Here is a 15,433-nt window from a genome sequence, read left to right as displayed (position 1 = left end):
GTCGCCCCTCCCACGGAAATTCGGAGGTCGGCTCGTGTCCCGTTTCATCGATGAGCTCAAGAGGACGCACCGCTGCGGCGATCTGCGCGAGGCGGACATTGGCAAGGAGGTCGTGCTGTTCGGCTGGGTCGCGCGGCGCCGCGACCACGGCGGCTGCATCTTCATCGACCTCCGCGACCGCACCGGCGTGACGCAGATCGTCTTCGATCGCAGCTACCTCGGAGCGATCACGAAATACGGCGTGAAGGCGGAGGAGAAGGATCTCGTCGACGCGCACGCCGCCGCCGAGCGGGCCCGGTCCGAGTGGGTCGTCGGCGTCCGGGGCGTCGTGGTGAGCCGCGAAGGCAACGTGAACGACAAGATCGACACGGGGGCCATCGAGGTCTGGGTCGCCGAGGCGACGATCTTCAACCGGGCCGAGACGCCGCCGTTCGAGATCGCGGACGAGATCGAGACGCGGGAGGAGATCCGCCTCCAGCACCGGTACCTCGACCTGCGCCGGACCCCGCTCCAGCGGACGCTGCGGATGCGCCACGAGATCAACCGGGCGACGCGGAACTACCTGTCGGACCAGGGCTGCCTCGAGCTCGAGACGCCGTTCCTCGTGAAGTACACGCCGGGCGGCGCGCGCAACTTCCTCGTCCCGTCGCGGATCTCGGCCGGCAAGTTCTACGCGCTCGCCGAGAGCCCGCAGCTCTACAAGCAGCTCTTCATGGTCGCGGGCTTCGACCGGTACTTCCAGATCGTGAAGTGCTTCCGGGACGAGGACCTGCGCATCGACCGGCAGCCGGAGTTCACCCAGATCGACGTCGAGCTGTCGTTCGTGAACCAGGACGACGTCTTCGGGCTGATCGAGGGGCTCGTCTTCGCGGTGTTCAAGGCCGCCGTCGGCAAGGACCTCACCGAGCTCTACCCGACCGGCCGCTTCCCGCGCATGCCGTACGGCGAGTCGATGCGCCGCTTCGGCAACGACAAGCCCGACCTCCGCTTCGGGATCGAGCACACCGACCTCACCGATCTCATCATCGAGCACGGCGGCGGCGGGGTGCCGTTCTGGGTGGAGCTCGCCGAGAAGTACCGGTCGGGCAAGCTGCGCCGCGATCTGAAGCCCGAGATCGTGAAGGGCCTCGTGATCCCGGCGAGCGCCAACCTCTCGCGCCAGCAGACCGAGGACCTCGAGAAGGGGCTCCGCGACGTGAAGGGCTTCCGGGGGCTCGCGCGCGCCAAGCTCGCCGAGGACGGCTCCTGGACGCAGTCGCCCCTCACGAAGTCGATCACGCCGGAGCTCCGGCAGAAGCTGAACGAGGCGCTCGGCGCCAAGCCGGGCGACATCCTCTGCTTCCAGTTCGGCAAGGAGGCGGTGGTGCACACCGTCATGGCGAAGCTCCGCATCGACGTCGCCAAGAAGATGGGGCTCATCCCGGAGTACGGGCATGGCGACCAGTGGCGGTTCCTCTGGGTGACGAACCCACCCCTGTTCGAGTTCGACGAGGACACGGGGCGCTGGGCCGCCGCGCACCACGCGTTCACGCGGCCGATCGACGAGCACGTGCCGCTCCTCGAGAGCGATCCGGCGCGCGTCGAGTGCTACCGTTACGATCTCGTGCTGAACGGGTTCGAGATCGGCGGCGGCTCGATCCGGCTGCACGATCCCGAGGTGCAGGCGCGCGTCTTCAAGACGCTGGGCATCGACGAGGGCGACGCGCGCGACAAGTTCGGGTTCCTCCTGGACGCGCTCCGCAGCGGCGCGCCGCCGCACGGCGGGATCGCGCTCGGCATGGACCGGCTCTCGATGCTGCTCAGCGGCGCGCCGACGCTGCGCGACGTCATCCCGTTCCCGAAGACCAACCAGGGCACGGACCAGATGACCGGCGCGCCCGTGGCCGTCGACGCCGCGCAGCTCACCGAGCTGCACGTGAAGACGGTCGCGCCCGCAGACGCCCGACCGGGCGCGGCGGGCACCGGCAGCGCCGGCGCCTGATGCCGGACCGGGGGGCGCGCGCGCGATCGCGATCGGACGGCTCGACCGCGGCGCCCCAGCGCGTAAGCGCTTCGGGGCGCCGCCGCCACCGCGCGCGCTGTGCCCTGCCTCGCCGTGCGCGGCCGCGCCCCTCGGCCTTTATGTTTGCAGGCCGCGCACTTCTGGTAGGGTAGGGCCTGTATCCTTCGCCATGGCCTCCCCGGCGCGAGTCCTCGTTGTGGATGACAGCCCGACCATCCTGAAGGTCGTCAGCGCCATCCTCGCTCGCAACGGGTTCGATCCGACGGTGGCGCGCGACGGGCTCGCCGGGATCGAGCTCATCAAGAAGGGGCCGAAGTACGATCTCGTCCTCCTCGACTTCGTGATGCCGAGGATGAACGGCTACGCCTTCTGCCGGGAGCTGCGGTCGAACCCGTCGCACCGCACGGTGCCCGTCGTCCTGATGAGCGCCAAGGGCGACAAGATCCGGGGGCAGTTCGTCCAGCAGACGGGCGCCGTCGACGCGATCACGAAGCCGTTCGACGCGCGGGCGCTGGTCGCGGTGATCGAGGGCGCGCTCGCGAAGACGGCCGAGGGGCGCGCGCGGCCCGTGCCGGAGGGCGCGAAGATGCCCGACGAGGACACGATCGCCGAGAGCGTGCGGCCGAGCCTCCTCGCCCGGAACATGCGCCAGCGCGCCGGGGTCGACTTCGCGCAGCAGCTGGCGACGGTGATGACGCCCGCGATCATGAGCTTGTCGCCCGAGGCGCGGACGAACGAGGCGGCCGTGATGCAGGCGGTCGCCCGCGTGATGACGAGCGAGGTGGTCTCGAAGCTGACCCTGACGCTCCGCGATCTCGACGCGCCCCCGGACGCGAAGGAGGTGATGAGCGGCGACGTCTCGGCGATCCCCCTCGCCGAGATCCTCCAGCTGCTCCAGATGCAGCGGCAGACGGGCGTGCTCCGGGTGACCACGAACCGCGCGTCGGTCACGATCTCCCTCCGCCAGGGGCTCATCGATCTCGTGCAGGCGCGCAACTCGTCGGACGAGTTCAAGCTCGGGCGCTACTTCATCGAGCGCGGGCTCGTGACGCGGGAGCAGCTCGAGGCGCTGCTCCGCGCCAAGGCGCCGCAGACGCTGCTCGGCCAGGTGCTTGTCGAGGCGGGCGTCGCGACGAACGACGATCTCATCGCCGTGCTGGAGCGCCAGTCGAGCGAGCTGATCTACGAGGTGCTGCGCTGGCCTTACGGGCGCTTCTCGTTCACGCGCGAGCCGTTCCGCCCCGAGGTCGAGCAGGCGCGCCTCGGCCTCGCCGTGTCCGCGCTGGTGCTCGAGGGGTTCCGGCGCGTCGACGAGTGGCGGCTCATGGAGGGGACGATCAACTTCGACCAGGTGGTGGTCGTGGATCAGGTCGCCCTCGACGGCGTGGGCTCGGGCAAGCTGACGCGCATCGAGGAGCTCGTGCTCGGCGCGGTGAACGGCTCGCGCACGGTGAACGAGGTGATCAAGGAGAGCGCGGTCGGCTCGTTCGACGCGATCAAGACGATCTACCAGTTCCTGCAGTCGCGCGTGCTGAGGACCCGGGCCGCCTGAGGCGCGCGCCGGCGCCGAGGCGCGCGCGGGAAGGGGGGAAGACGCGCACGGCAGCACGTCGGACGCCGCGCATGCGGCATCGGCGCATGCGCGCGACGTCCGCCGCCGCTACGTTGTCCACACGCGGGGCTCAGGCCGCCTCACGACGGGCGTAGCGCTGAGCGCGATCACGGCGGAGAGGGCGGGATTCGAACCCGCGGATCAGTTTCCCGATCGCACGCTTAGCAAGCGTGTGCCTTCAGCCACTCGGCCACCTCTCCTGGTCTCCAGGAGGATCCGCCCGGCCCATGCTCGGCGCAGGGCCCCATGCGGATCTCGAAGCTTCGACAGTAAAAAGAGCGTTGACTCGACAGACGCTCGGCGCGGTCCGTCGAGGGAGCGGCAACATACCAAAGAGGCTGCCGCCGTGCACAAAAAGATCGTGCTGGGACGCGCAAGGGACGGGCGAGGGCCTCCAGGGGACGGCGGCGAGGGCAGCGGGCCGGCCGGCTCTACCCCGGGGCTCGGTTCGGGCGGCGAGGGCGATCGCGCCCGCGCGCAGCGAGCGTCCACGACGACACAACTACCGAATATTTATTAGCTTTTTGTCGCGTCTCGCCCGGACCCACCCTCCCCGGCCGGCGGCGCGGGCGGCCGGGCGGCGGCGCCTGTCGTGGAGGGTCACTGCGGCACGCCGTAGGCCAGGGCCAAGAGCACCGCGCCGAGCGCCGCGCAGACCGCCCACGCCCGGGCCGCGCTGCGGGCCAGGAAGGCGACGCACATCGCCGTCACCCAGAGCGGCGCCACGAGCGCGAAGGCGAGGACGCCCCGCGTGTCCGCGGAGAGCGGCGCAAACCGCGCGACGCACGCGCTGGCCAGGACGGCGACCGGGAGCGTCCCGACCAGCGCCGCCAGCGGGCGCAGGGTCGCGCCGATCCGGGCGAGCCGGCCGCTAGCCATGACACGCTCCTGCGAGCGAGAGCGCGACGACCGCGGGAGGAGACAGGAGCGCGAGGCCCCACGCGGCGCGCGGCCAGAGGGGCGCGAGCAGGACGAACAGGCTCGCGGCGCAGAGGAGCGCGGCGAAGGGGACGAGGTACGCCGCGGGGCCGGCCTCGGTCCGGCGCCACAGCCACACCGACAGCGCGAACGATGCGGCGGCCAGCGCGCGGGCCGCGATGCGCCACGCGCGCTTCCCGCGCAGCCGCGGCGCGACGCGGAGCGGGACGCGCTCCGGCCGCGCCGCGTGGAGCAAGGCGAAGGCGAGATACGCCGAGAGGAGCGACGCGATCTCAACCATCGGACGCCGTCTGGCCCCTGGCCATGAGCCCCGCCCCGCCGTGCGACAGCGATGCCGGCGCCTCGTCCTGCGCCGCCTGCTGCGGCGCCGCGCGCCGCGAAGCCGCCCGGCGGAGCGCCCAGGCCGAGGCGCAGAGCGCCGCGGCCGTCACGAGGAGCGCGACGTCGACCGCGACGACGGCCGCGAGCTTCGGCCCCGCCCCGAAGAGCCCCGCGCCCGACCAGCGGGCCGCGAGCGCGGGGACGGGCAGCAGCAAGAGCCCCGCGAGCCCGAGCTGCCGCCACCAGAGGCTCCCGCCGTCGCGCGCGGCGAGCGCCCACGCGACGCAGAGCCCGAGCGCCGCGAGGAACGTGAGCTCCTCGGCCGTCATGCGGCCCGCCCAGCCGAGCGGGAGCGCGCGGCTCGCCAGGAAGAGCGCCGCGATCGCGACGACCGTCCCCGCCCCGAAGCCGACGGTGAGCCGCGCGAGGAGGCGGTTGCCCACGCTCTCCTGCCGCGCCTCCCGCCGCGCGAGCCAGATCCAGTTGCCGGTGAGGATCGTGGCGCACGTCGCCAGGGCGAGCACGAAGAACAGGACGCGGAGGGTGACGCCGCCGAAATCGGCGAAGTGCAGGCCGTAGATCCAGCGAAGCACGCCGCTGCGGGCGCCCTCCGCGCCGGGCACGTCGGCCGAGAGGACCGCGCCGTCGGTCGCGCGCAGGCGCACGAGGCCGCGCCCGAACGGCACCCCCTCGGTCGAGCCGCGGACATCCACGGTGCCGCTGTCGAGGCCGAGGTGCCGGATTCGGTATCTCTCGGGCACGAACCCGGGCTCGGCCGCCCGCGCGCGCGCCGTGAGCTCGTCCAGGGTGAGGCCGCGCGCGGGCGCCCCGCTCGCCGGCTCGTCGACGTACGACGCCCCCCACGCCGCCCGGTCCGCCCGGCCGGCGTCCCCGCCAAACACGGGACTTGTGAACACCTGCACGAGCAACCCCAAAAAAACGAAGAGCGCGCCGGAGTACGCGTAGAGGAGCTGAAATGGCAGGCCCATCACGCCGAGCACCTTGTGCATGTCCGACCACAGGACTCGGCGCGTCTTGTCCGGCCGGAACTGATGAAACTGCCGGACGATGTCCTTCAGGTGGATGAGCACGCCGGTCGCCAGCGCGAGCAGGAGCGCGACGCACAGGAGACCGCCCACATAGAAAAGCCACGATCCGGTCGCCCGGTGCCAGAGGTAGTGCAGGTCGTAGAGGAAGTCGGACAGCCGCTCGCGCTCGGGCAAGAGCCCCTCGTGGAGCCACCACGAGGCCAGCTCGCCCTGCGAGGAGTATTGGAGCCGCGCGGCGCCCAGCCCGCCCTCCGGCAAGTCGAGCCAGAGTTGCTCGGGCGTCGTGCCCGCGGCGGCGAGCCCCTGATCCAGCGTGGCCTGGAGCCCCGCCTGCTCGATGGAGGAGCGCTGCTGGGTGATGGGCTCCTCCCACATCGCGAGCTGCCTCCGGAAGAGCGTGATCCCCCCCGACAGGAACATGACATGGAGCAAGAGCCCACCGATCACGCCGGCCCAGGCGTGCACGTCCCAGAAGGTCGTGAAGGCATGGCGGGAGAGCTTCTTGGCCATCGCGAGTCACCCTGTCCCCTCGCGCGGAGCGCCGCGCGTCGCGCGAGCTTAACGCACCTTCGCCAGGCCGTGCAGGTACCCCGGAGTCGTCAGGCCGAGCTTCGGCCCACCCTCGGCCGTGAGCTCGATCAGGGTGCTCTCGGTGGAGTCGGCCCCCTCATCGATCGTGAAGACCCGGCCGTCGACCTCGAAGAAGGAGACGTTCGCGGGCGAGGGGGTCAGCTCCGCGATCGCCGCGGCCTCGTTCGCCGCGGTGTCCCACCGCCACCAGTGCCACGCCGGCTGGCCCGTGACTTCAAAGGTCTTGGTCTCCTCCTCGATCGTGGCGAGGTCCTCGTCGAACACCCGGAGGAAGAGGCTGTCCCCGCCCGCAGGGATGGGATCGCCCGCGATCGCGCCGCCCGCCAGCTCGCTCAGGAGCAGGTGGAACTCGGGGTCGAAGGCGTCCGCGTCTCTCAGGATGCGCAGCGCGCAGGGCTCGGTCTCCAGCCGATCGAGCTGATAGGCCGCTGCCCCGAGCGCCGAGCTCACGAAGTAGGCGTCGCCAGAGGCCGTCTCGACGGACTGCGTGATCCCGCCGCACCGATCGTCGACGTCGAACCGCACGACGGTGTCCGTCTCGGTGTCGATCGCGACGAGCCCGGTCTCCGGGAGGACGGTGTCGGTCGTGTTCCAGTCGAACCACCCCACCGAGAAGAGGAGCGTCTTGCCGCGCAGGACAGACCCGTATCCGTACAGCGCCAGGTAGCCCTCCCGCCCGGTGTCCGGCAACGAGATCGTCCCTTCCACCTCCATCGTCGTGGGGTTCCACACGACGATCTGCTCGCCCGCGCGATCCGGGTGGTAGACCTTGGTCGGAGAGACGACGTAATTCGTGGGCCAGAGGCTCTGCACGCCGAAGGGCTGGAGGCTGATGGAGTCTCCCTTGACGAGCGCGTTGCTCCCATCGAGCGTGTAACGCGAGATCGTCGGCGACTCGGCGCCGCCGACGCCGAACCAGCCCAGCCCCTCGAACGCGAACAGCCTCGCCGAGCCGGTGACCTCGAGCGCCTGGGAGGGGTCGACCACCGTGCCGGCCTCGAGCGACGGCACCACGTGATAATACGAGTTGGTGGCGGTGTCGTCCCAGACGCGCGTGGCGACGATGAAGGCGTCGCCGCCGCCCTGCCCGTCGCCGCCGCCGCCGCTCGGCCCGCCGCCGCTGCCGCTCTGCCCGCCGCCGCCGCTGCCGCTCGGCCCGACGGGGCTCGACGTCTCGTCGTCGGCGCAGCCGCCGCCGAGCGCGCCGGTCAGGAGCACGAGCGCGAAGGTCGCGGCGCCCGTGCGCTTCGGTGGCCGCTGCTTTCGTTGAATGACACTCATCTGGGTTTGCTCCGGTCGCGCGAGCCGGAGGGCTCGCCTCGATATCGTCGTCGTCACATCTCCAGCGTCGCCTTGGAGGAGAGCGTCCGTCCGGGCCGCTGGACACCATAGAAATCGGAGGCCCGCTCGTCGGTGAGGTTGTGGGCCTCGATGGTGAAGCTCACCGTGCGCGGCTCGTCGCGCACGACGTAGGTCAGCGCGAGCGAGTGCAGGAGCTGAGAAGGCACCTTGGCCTTGGAGGCGAGCAGCCCCGAGTTCGCCCAGCCGACGTAGAACTCGTGCACATAGCGCGTGTCCCAGGTGAGCGAGATCGTGTCGCGCGGCGCGAAGACCTGCTGGAGCTGCACGCGCGCCGAGCCGTTGGCGAAGAGCCACGGCCGGTTCGGCATCCGCTCGCCCTCGGAGCCAGCGAAGTTCCCCTCGTCGGACGTCTTGCGGAAATCGTCATAGGTGACGTTGCCGTCGAGGGCGACGTGCTCTCCCGGCGACGTCCAGCCGGCGGCGGCCTCGACGCCCAGCGATTGAGCGCCCGTGACGTGGATGTACTGGATCGAGTCCGTGCGGTTGTTCAGCACGATGAGCCGCTCGACCGCGCGGACGAAGCCGTTCGCGTCGAGCCGCCACGCGCCCGACGCGGTGTCGCGCGCGTCGATCGTGAAGCCGAGGTTTCCGTTGTGGCTCGTCTCGGGCGAGAGGTCGAGGTTGGCGACGATCATCGCCCCGTCGCCGAACACCTCGACGGGCCGCGGGAGCCGCGTCGCCCACTCGTACGAGGCCTTGGCGTAGAGCCACTCGGAGAAGCGATAGCGGAGGCCATCGCCGAAGCCGAGGCGATGGGTGTCGCGCTCCCGCCGACCGAAGCGCCCGTCGAGCCCGGGGAGGCGCCCCTTCATGCGGAGCAGCTGCACGTAATCCTTCACGAAGAGGCGGTTCTCCAGGCGATCGTCGAGCAGGTTGAGCTGGTGCTCGACGCCGTGCACCCAGGTGAACAGGCTGTGCGCGCCCCTGAGCTGTTCGCGGGCCTGGAGGTTGTCCGGCCTGCGCTCTTCTCCCGTGCGCGTGATGAACGTCGGTGACACGGAGAGCTGCAGCGCGTGCTCCGGGTGGGGCCGGTAGCGGAGGTTCAGGCGGCCGAGGCCGCTGTGCTCCCAGAACACCTGATCCCGGGGGGGCCACTCGATCTCGCCTGGCTTGGGGCGCTTGCGGACGCAGCGGCCGAACCAGTCGTAGACGCACTCGCTGGCGTCGAGGAAGGTGGCGCGCCCGTGCGTGTACCCGACGAGCGCATCGAGCGCGACGCCCCGGCCGAGCCCTTGCTCGTACTGGAGCGTCGCGCCGGGCGCGGTCTCGCCGTTCGTGACCTCGCCATACGGCTCCTTCATGACGCCGAACTTGTGCTGATGCTCCTTGTCGTAGTCGGTGACGAAGGCGCGCAGGAGCAGCCGCCGCGCCCAGGGCCGGTTCACGAAGCCGAGCTCGGCGCTCCCGCCCGCCGCGCGGTAGGCGTCGTGGAAGCGGTAGGCGCGGGCGGGCTCCTCGCGCCCGGTCCTGGGATCGGCCGCCACGACGTCCACCGGGTAGTCGTTCTTCGCGGCGTCGAAGAAGCCGCTCACGCGGGCGAAGAAGCCGCTCGGCTCGTGCAGGTGCCGCGCCGAGAGCGCGAGCCGGTGGGTGTCGTAGGAGCCGATCTCGTAGGACACCGCGCCATGGGTGCCGCGGACGTCCCGATCCGTGACCAGGTTGACGGCCCCGCCCAGCGCGTCGGCGCCGAAGCGCACCGGGACCACGCCGCGGTAGATCTCGACGCGCTCGACCAGGTTCACCGGCACGTTGGCGACGCCGAACGGGTACCCCGCGAGATCGAGCGGCACGCCGTCGAGGAAGAAGCGGATCTGATCGTCCGTCAGGCCGTTCAGGGAGAAGCGGGCCCACGACCCGAGCCCCGCGCTCTTCCGCACGCCGATGCCCTGGGTGCGGGCGAGCACCTCGCCCAGATCGGCGGTCCTCCGCTGCGCCTCCTCGGTCTCGATGACCGTGATCGCCTGCGCGGACTGCCGCAGCCGCTCGGCCTCGGCGCCGCGCACGGTCACCTGGACGGGCGAGGCGCCGGCCGCCTGGAGGGGCCCCTGGGCCGGCGGGGGCCCGGCCGAGACCGGAGGCGCCGCCAGGACCGGGGGTGCCGCCGGGACCGGCCGCGCCTCCGGGACCCCGGGCCCGCCCGCCGCGGCGGGCGACTGCGCGGCCGGGGGCTCCTCCGCGAACCGGAACTCGTAGCCGTAGAGGATCCGTGCGGCGACCGCCGTGCCGCCCCGGCGCGCCGGCGCGAAGCGGAACTGGAGCGCCGCCGCCCGGGCCGCCTCGTCGAGGCCGTGACCCAGCGAGGTCGCGACCTCGGCCTCGGTCACGCGACCTTCCGCGTCGATGAGGAGCTTCAGCACGACCGTGCCCTCCCGTCGTGCCGCCCGCGCCTCCGCCGGAGCCTCGGCTTCGACGCGCTCGAGGAGCCGCGGCGGCTCGATGGCAGGGACCCCGGCGGCCGGCGAACGCTCGCTGTCCGTCGAGCCGGCAGCAGGCGCGCGCGCGCCGCTCGCGTCACGACCATCGCCCGCGCGCACCGCCGGCGGGCCGCCGTCCTGCGCGCGCGCCGGCGCCTGCGCGCCGACCAGCAGGAAGGCCAGGACGCCTGCCATCGGGCCCCGAGCAGCGAGAGCCCTGCGCGGCACAGCACGCCCGTTCGACCAGACGCCCAGCTCAGAACGCGGGGGGCGGGGAACGTGGCTGGCGACCATGTCAGAAAACTCCAGTACTTGGAATGAAAGCAGAAATCAATTTCAGTTCCACCTGCGGGAGGGCCGCGTTCCTCGGCGATCGCCGCGGCAGGAGCGCGCTCGCCCTCCCCGCACACCCGCCTCGCAGCCTCGGAATCAGCAGAACCGACGACTGAACATAATACCAGATCACGCGCGTCGCTCGAAATGCGCGCGTTCCACTTGACAAACAACTCGCATGGATGCCGTGAGATCGATTCACCGGCGCCAACCTCGTCTCCGCTACCTCGGCCTGAGCCGCAGCGTGCCGAGGGCGCCCCGCTCCACCGCGTCCCGGCGCGTCACCATCGGCACGTGCTCGCCGACCGCCCACGGCTCGCCGAAGTCCCAGAAAGGCGTTGACCCCGCGCTTACGCGTCGAGGGCGGCGCGCGCCTCGCGACCCAGGTGCGCGAGGTTCTCCTCGGCGACGCGGCGGAGGCCCAGCGTCCTGAACCATCGATCTTGTCCGAGCGTCCCCGGGCCGAACACCTCGGACAGCGTGCCCGAGCCGACCCGGCGATTGACCTCCATCGGCCATGACCGATCCTGCGCGTGGACGTAGCCGAGGCCGAAATACGCGTCGTCCACGCTCCGCGCATAGATGTGCGGAATCCCATGGCGGTCGCGGACAATATCGACAGGACCCGACACCCCGGAGACGGTGACTTCTCCGAGACCTCCGGGAGCGATCTGCGAAAGAAGACGAGCCCCGCGACGGCGAGCGCGCCGAGCGCCGCGAGGAGCGACAGCGAGATCTTCACCGCGCGCCTCGATCGACGAGCCGTCGGGCGTGGCGCGACGGCGCGCGGTGACGCAGCCGCGGGGACCCTGCCCGCAATGGTCTCAATATCGCGTAATTGCTCAGAATTTTCCACTTCCAGGGCTCCGGGCAGGTCCTCATCCCTCAGTTGACACGGGCGCATGATTGGGATAACGCCACAATCTAATTGAAAGTGGTTCTCACTTTCAACATGTCCAAGATGTGACAAGGTGCGCCGAGAGCAAGGAGCAGGATCGATGTCGACGACGTGCGTGGAGATGCGGTGGGCCGCGCGGCTCGCGGGCTGGAGCGCAGCGCTCGTGGCGGCGGTCGCCGCCGCGGGGTGCGGGGGCGACGACGGTGAGAGCCCGAACGCGACCGGCGGGAGCGTCGGGGAGGACGGCCCGGCCTACGCCATCTCGGCGAAGATCATGACTCCGGAGTCATCGCTCTCGTACCTGAGCCTCGCGCCGACCCTCGACGCGGAGACGCAGGTCGAGACGCGCGAGGGCATCGAGGTGCAGACCTCCTTTCCCCACGTGCACGGCGGCGCGCTCTACGTGCCCGGAGGCTACGGCTCACCCACCATCACGCGCTACACGCTCGACGGCGGGAAGCTCGCGCGCGGGGAGACGCTCAGCTTCGCGGCGCTGGGGCTCCGCGAGGTGTCTGGTTACAACATCACGATCGTGAGCGACACGAAGGCGTATGTCTTCGACGCGCCGGGCCTCCGCGCCATCGTGTGGGATCCGTCGACGATGACCCTGCCCGGCGTCGAGATCGATCTCTCGGGCCTCGAGCGCGAGGGGTACTCGGCAGAGGTCATCGGCGCGCCGTTCGCGGCGCGCCGGCGGGGCGATCGCCTCCTGCTGCCGGTGGGCTGGTGGGACCAGGACTATGCGCCGCTGGAGGCCGCCGGCCTCCTGGTCGTCGACACGGCCAGCGACGAGGTGGTTACGATCGATGAGGACGACCGATGCGCAGGCGCCTTCACGAGCGTGGAGCTCGACTCGGGAGACATCTACTTCTTCCAGAGCTGGCTCGCGACGATGACGCTGCACACGGCCTCGACGCCGAAGCCGTCGTGCGCGCTGCGCATCCGCGCTGGAGAGGAGGAGATCGACGCCGACGGGTACCTCGACCTGTCGACGCTCGCGGGCGGCCGCGCGGCGAACGGCGGTATCCCGGACGGCGGCAAGGGCTTCTATTTCATGGCGTACCACGAGGAGCGGGTGATGAGCACGGACCCGACGGAGCTCCAGAACGCGTCGCTCGAGAGCAACTGGCATTACTGGCACTTCGACCCGGAGGCTGGGGAGGCGCGCGAGGTGACCACGCTGCCGTGGATGGTGGCGGGAGAGTGGTATTTCGAGCTCGAGGACGGGCGCGTGCTCCACCCGGCCAACGTGAAGGACAAGGCGACGGGCGCCTCCACGACGACGCTCATGGAGATGACGGGCGGGAGCGATCCGGTCCCGATGCTCAGCGTCGAGGGCATGGTGGAGTCGGTGGCGCGCATGCGCTAAGGGTGCCGAGCAGGACCAGACCTGGCCAGGCGGCCAGGAGCGGATGCAGCGCCAGACCCGACGAGGCGCCCTGCTGACGTAGGGCGACGCAGCGCAACGACGCGATGCGCCTCCTCTCGTCCGCCTGGCGATGGGACGTTTCGAGCGGCGCTCTTCGCTGGCGGCGGAGGGCAGCGCGCCGCGCCAGGGCCCGGAAGCGCGGGCCGCGTGCGCGGACAGGCACCACCCGGACGAGCATGGACATGAAGAGAGCACACAAGGACTGGAGTTCGCTCGGAGGGGCGCTGCTGTTCCTCGTCACCCCCGCGGCCTTCGCGCAGGAGGCGGCCGCGCCGGCGGTCGAGGCGCAAGCCGCGCCCGCGGCCGAGGCGCAAGCCGCGCCCGCGATCGAGGTCACGGTCAAGGGCGACTCCGAGGCGGATCGCCTGCGCCAGTCCGCGGAGCCCGTCGAGGCGTTCGACACCGAACGCGCGCAGCGCGAGAGCGCGGATCTGGGCGAGGTGCTCGGCCGGAAGGCCGGCGTGAGCGCGCGGCGATCCGGCGGGCTCGGCTCGCAGACGCGCTTCTCGTTGAACGGGCTCGTCGACGATCAGATCCGGTTCTTCGTCGATGGAGTCCCGCTCGAGTTCTCCGGGTTCGGCCAGGGGATCGCGAACATCCCCGTGAACTTGGTCGAGCGCGTCGAGATCTATCGTGGCGTGGTTCCGACCCGCTTCGGCGCGGACGCGCTCGGCGGGGTGGTCAACCTGGCGACGGATCAGTCCTACCGCGGCACGCGCGCCGCCGCGTCGTACGAGGTCGGTTCGTTCGATACGTACCGGCTCACCGCGATGGGCAGACGGCGGATCGAGCCGAGCGGCTTCTTCGTCGGTGCGAGCGCCTTCCTCGACGCGACGAGGAACGATTACGCGATGGACGCCCCCGTGGCAGACCCGCAGAGCGGCGCGCTCCGGACCGCGCGCGTCCACCGCTTCAACGACGCTTACCGCGCGATCGGCGGGAACCTCGAGCTCGGCTTCGTGGACCAGCCGTGGGCGAAGCGGCTCCTCCTGCGGCTCTTCGCCACGGACTACGACAAGGGTCTCCAGCACACGCTCGGCAAGGTGGACGCCGATGGGGTGTATCCCTACGGCGAGGTCGAGTACGGCGAGACCGTCGCCGGCGGGACGCTGCGCTACCAGCGGCCCCACTGGCTGATACGAAGGCTGTCGCTCGCGGCGCTCGGGGGATACAGCTTTCGGACCCTGAGGTTCACGGACACCTCGCGGTACACATACGACTGGTTCGGCCGCCGCATCGCGGAGAGAAAGGACGGGGGCGGAGAGATCGCGGCGTGGAAGAGCGACACGCGGCACTGGGAGCACCAGGTCATCGGTCGCGTGAACGCGAGCTACACGCCGTCGCTCGAGCACACGCTGCGCCTCTCGATGTCGCCGACGTTCGTGGCGCGCACAGGCGAAGAGAGGCGGCGCGTCAATCCCGACTCGATCGATCCGCTGTCGGCCCAGCGCTCGCTGTTCACGCTGGTGAGCGGCCTCGAGTACCAGCTCGACGTGATGGACCGGCGGCTCGAGAACATCGTGTTCGTCAAGGACTACCTCTATCACGCCGCGTCCGAGCTCGCGGGCGACGAGGAGCTCGACCGGACGACGCACGGGGTGGGCTTCGGGGACGCGCTGCGCTTCCGCTTCACGGACTGGCTCTGGGCCAAGGCGTCGTACGAGTACGCGTCGCGGCTCCCGCGGCCCGACGAGATCTTCGGCAACGGGGTGCTCATCCGCCCGAACCTGGACCTCCAGCCGGACAGGAGCCACAACCTGAACCTGAGCGTGACGGTGGACGCGCGAGACACGCGCGCCGGGGCCTTCCGCGGGGACGTGAGCGGGTTCTTGCGGGACACGGAGCACATGAGCGCGCTGCTCGTGAGCCAGCGGGTCTATACGAGGTACCAGAACATCTCGGCGGTGCGGTCGCTCGGGGTCGAGGCGGCCGCGGGCTGGACGGCGCCGGGGGAGTACGTCGCGATCGACGGGAACGTCACCTGGATGGACCTCCGGAACACGTCGGAGCAGGGGGACTTCGCGCTGTTCAATGGGAGCCGGATGCCGAACCGCCCCTGGCTCTTCGCCAATGCGTCGGTGCGGCTGGAGCTGCCGGACGTCAACGCGGTGAACGACCGGATCGCGCTGACCTGGACGGCTCGTTATGCGCACGAGTTCTACGTGGCATGGGAGGACGCGGGCGACCGGGCGTCGAAGGACAAGGTCGAATCGCAGCTGGTGCACTCGCTCGCGCTGGAATACGTGCTTCGCGCGGTTCCCACCGTGAGCGCGACGCTGGAGGCGCAGAACCTGACGGATGCTCCGGCGTTCGACTATTTCGGGGTGCCTCGGCCGGGGCGGGCGTTTTACTTCAAGGCGACGGCAGAGCTCTAGGCTCCACCTGACGGGTCCCGCGGATCTCGTGAGGCCCGTCAGCGATCTATTTGCCCTCGCAGGAGCCTCGCCCCGGCGCCGGCAGCCGCCCAGAGCCGAGATCGACGT

The 15,433-nt window shown here is 70.9% G+C and carries 10 protein-coding genes and 1 tRNA gene; 4 read left to right on the top strand and 7 right to left on the bottom strand.

The features are described 5' to 3' along the window. Positions 1-34: 34 nt before the first annotated feature. A complete protein-coding gene (gene aspS, locus WME83_RS47695) occupies positions 35-1,981 on the top strand; it encodes an aspartate--tRNA ligase (RefSeq protein ID WP_437316355.1) in 1,947 nt (648 codons plus the stop codon). 217 nt (positions 1,982-2,198) lie between these two features. Then, positions 2,199-3,554 carry a DUF4388 domain-containing protein gene (locus tag WME83_RS47690; protein ID WP_437316354.1) on the top strand — a complete coding sequence of 452 codons (1,356 nt, stop codon included), beginning with the start codon at positions 2,199-2,201 and terminating at the stop codon, positions 3,552-3,554. Positions 3,555-3,727: 173 nt separating this feature from the next. Here the strand turns inward: WME83_RS47690 and WME83_RS47685 are convergent. The 7 genes from WME83_RS47685 to WME83_RS47655 all read right to left on the bottom strand — a co-directional run bounded on the left by WME83_RS47685 (position 3,728) and on the right by WME83_RS47655 (position 11,255). Beyond that, positions 3,728-3,814, bottom strand: a tRNA-Ser gene (locus WME83_RS47685). Between the two features lie 400 nt (positions 3,815-4,214). Beyond that, positions 4,215-4,493 (bottom strand): hypothetical protein, encoded by a 279-nt coding sequence (locus tag WME83_RS47680; RefSeq protein ID WP_437316353.1) that lies wholly within the window; start codon positions 4,491-4,493, stop codon positions 4,215-4,217. Further along, positions 4,486-4,833, bottom strand: coding sequence for a hypothetical protein (locus tag WME83_RS47675; RefSeq protein ID WP_437316352.1), 348 nt, complete (start codon positions 4,831-4,833; stop codon positions 4,486-4,488). Before WME83_RS47675 ends, WME83_RS47680 begins: the two co-directional genes overlap by 8 nt. Continuing rightward, a complete protein-coding gene (locus WME83_RS47670; RefSeq protein ID WP_437316351.1) occupies positions 4,826-6,433 on the bottom strand; it encodes a PepSY-associated TM helix domain-containing protein in 1,608 nt (535 codons plus the stop codon). Before WME83_RS47670 ends, WME83_RS47675 begins: the two co-directional genes overlap by 8 nt. Before the next feature lie 48 nt (positions 6,434-6,481). Next, on the bottom strand, positions 6,482-7,795 hold the full coding sequence (locus WME83_RS47665) for a hypothetical protein (protein WP_437316350.1): 1,314 nt from the start codon (positions 7,793-7,795) through the stop codon (positions 6,482-6,484). Positions 7,796-7,848: 53 nt separating this feature from the next. Then, positions 7,849-10,485 (bottom strand): TonB-dependent siderophore myxochelin receptor MxcH, encoded by a 2,637-nt coding sequence (gene mxcH / locus WME83_RS47660; protein ID WP_437316349.1) that lies wholly within the window; start codon positions 10,483-10,485, stop codon positions 7,849-7,851. A gap of 488 nt (positions 10,486-10,973) precedes the next feature. Continuing rightward, positions 10,974-11,255 carry a penicillin acylase family protein gene (locus tag WME83_RS47655; RefSeq protein WP_437316348.1) on the bottom strand — a complete coding sequence of 94 codons (282 nt, stop codon included), beginning with the start codon at positions 11,253-11,255 and terminating at the stop codon, positions 10,974-10,976. A 366-nt stretch (positions 11,256-11,621) separates the two neighbouring features. Here WME83_RS47655 and WME83_RS47650 point away from each other — a divergent pair, with 366 nt between their 5' ends. Beyond that, positions 11,622-12,890: a hypothetical protein gene (locus WME83_RS47650; RefSeq protein WP_437316347.1), complete on the top strand. Its 1,269-nt coding sequence runs from the start codon at positions 11,622-11,624 to the stop codon at positions 12,888-12,890. Between the two features lie 242 nt (positions 12,891-13,132). Further along, positions 13,133-15,325: a TonB-dependent siderophore myxochelin receptor MxcH gene (mxcH, locus tag WME83_RS47645; RefSeq protein WP_437316346.1), complete on the top strand. Its 2,193-nt coding sequence runs from the start codon at positions 13,133-13,135 to the stop codon at positions 15,323-15,325. Positions 15,326-15,433 lie beyond the last annotated feature (108 nt).

This window comes from Sorangium sp. So ce385, from assembly GCF_051474135.1.
GTDB classification, from domain to species: Bacteria; Myxococcota_A; Polyangia; order Polyangiales; family Polyangiaceae; genus Sorangium; species Sorangium cellulosum_D.
Note: the sequence above shows the minus strand (reverse complement) of the source record. Positions and strands in the feature narration are given on the sequence as shown.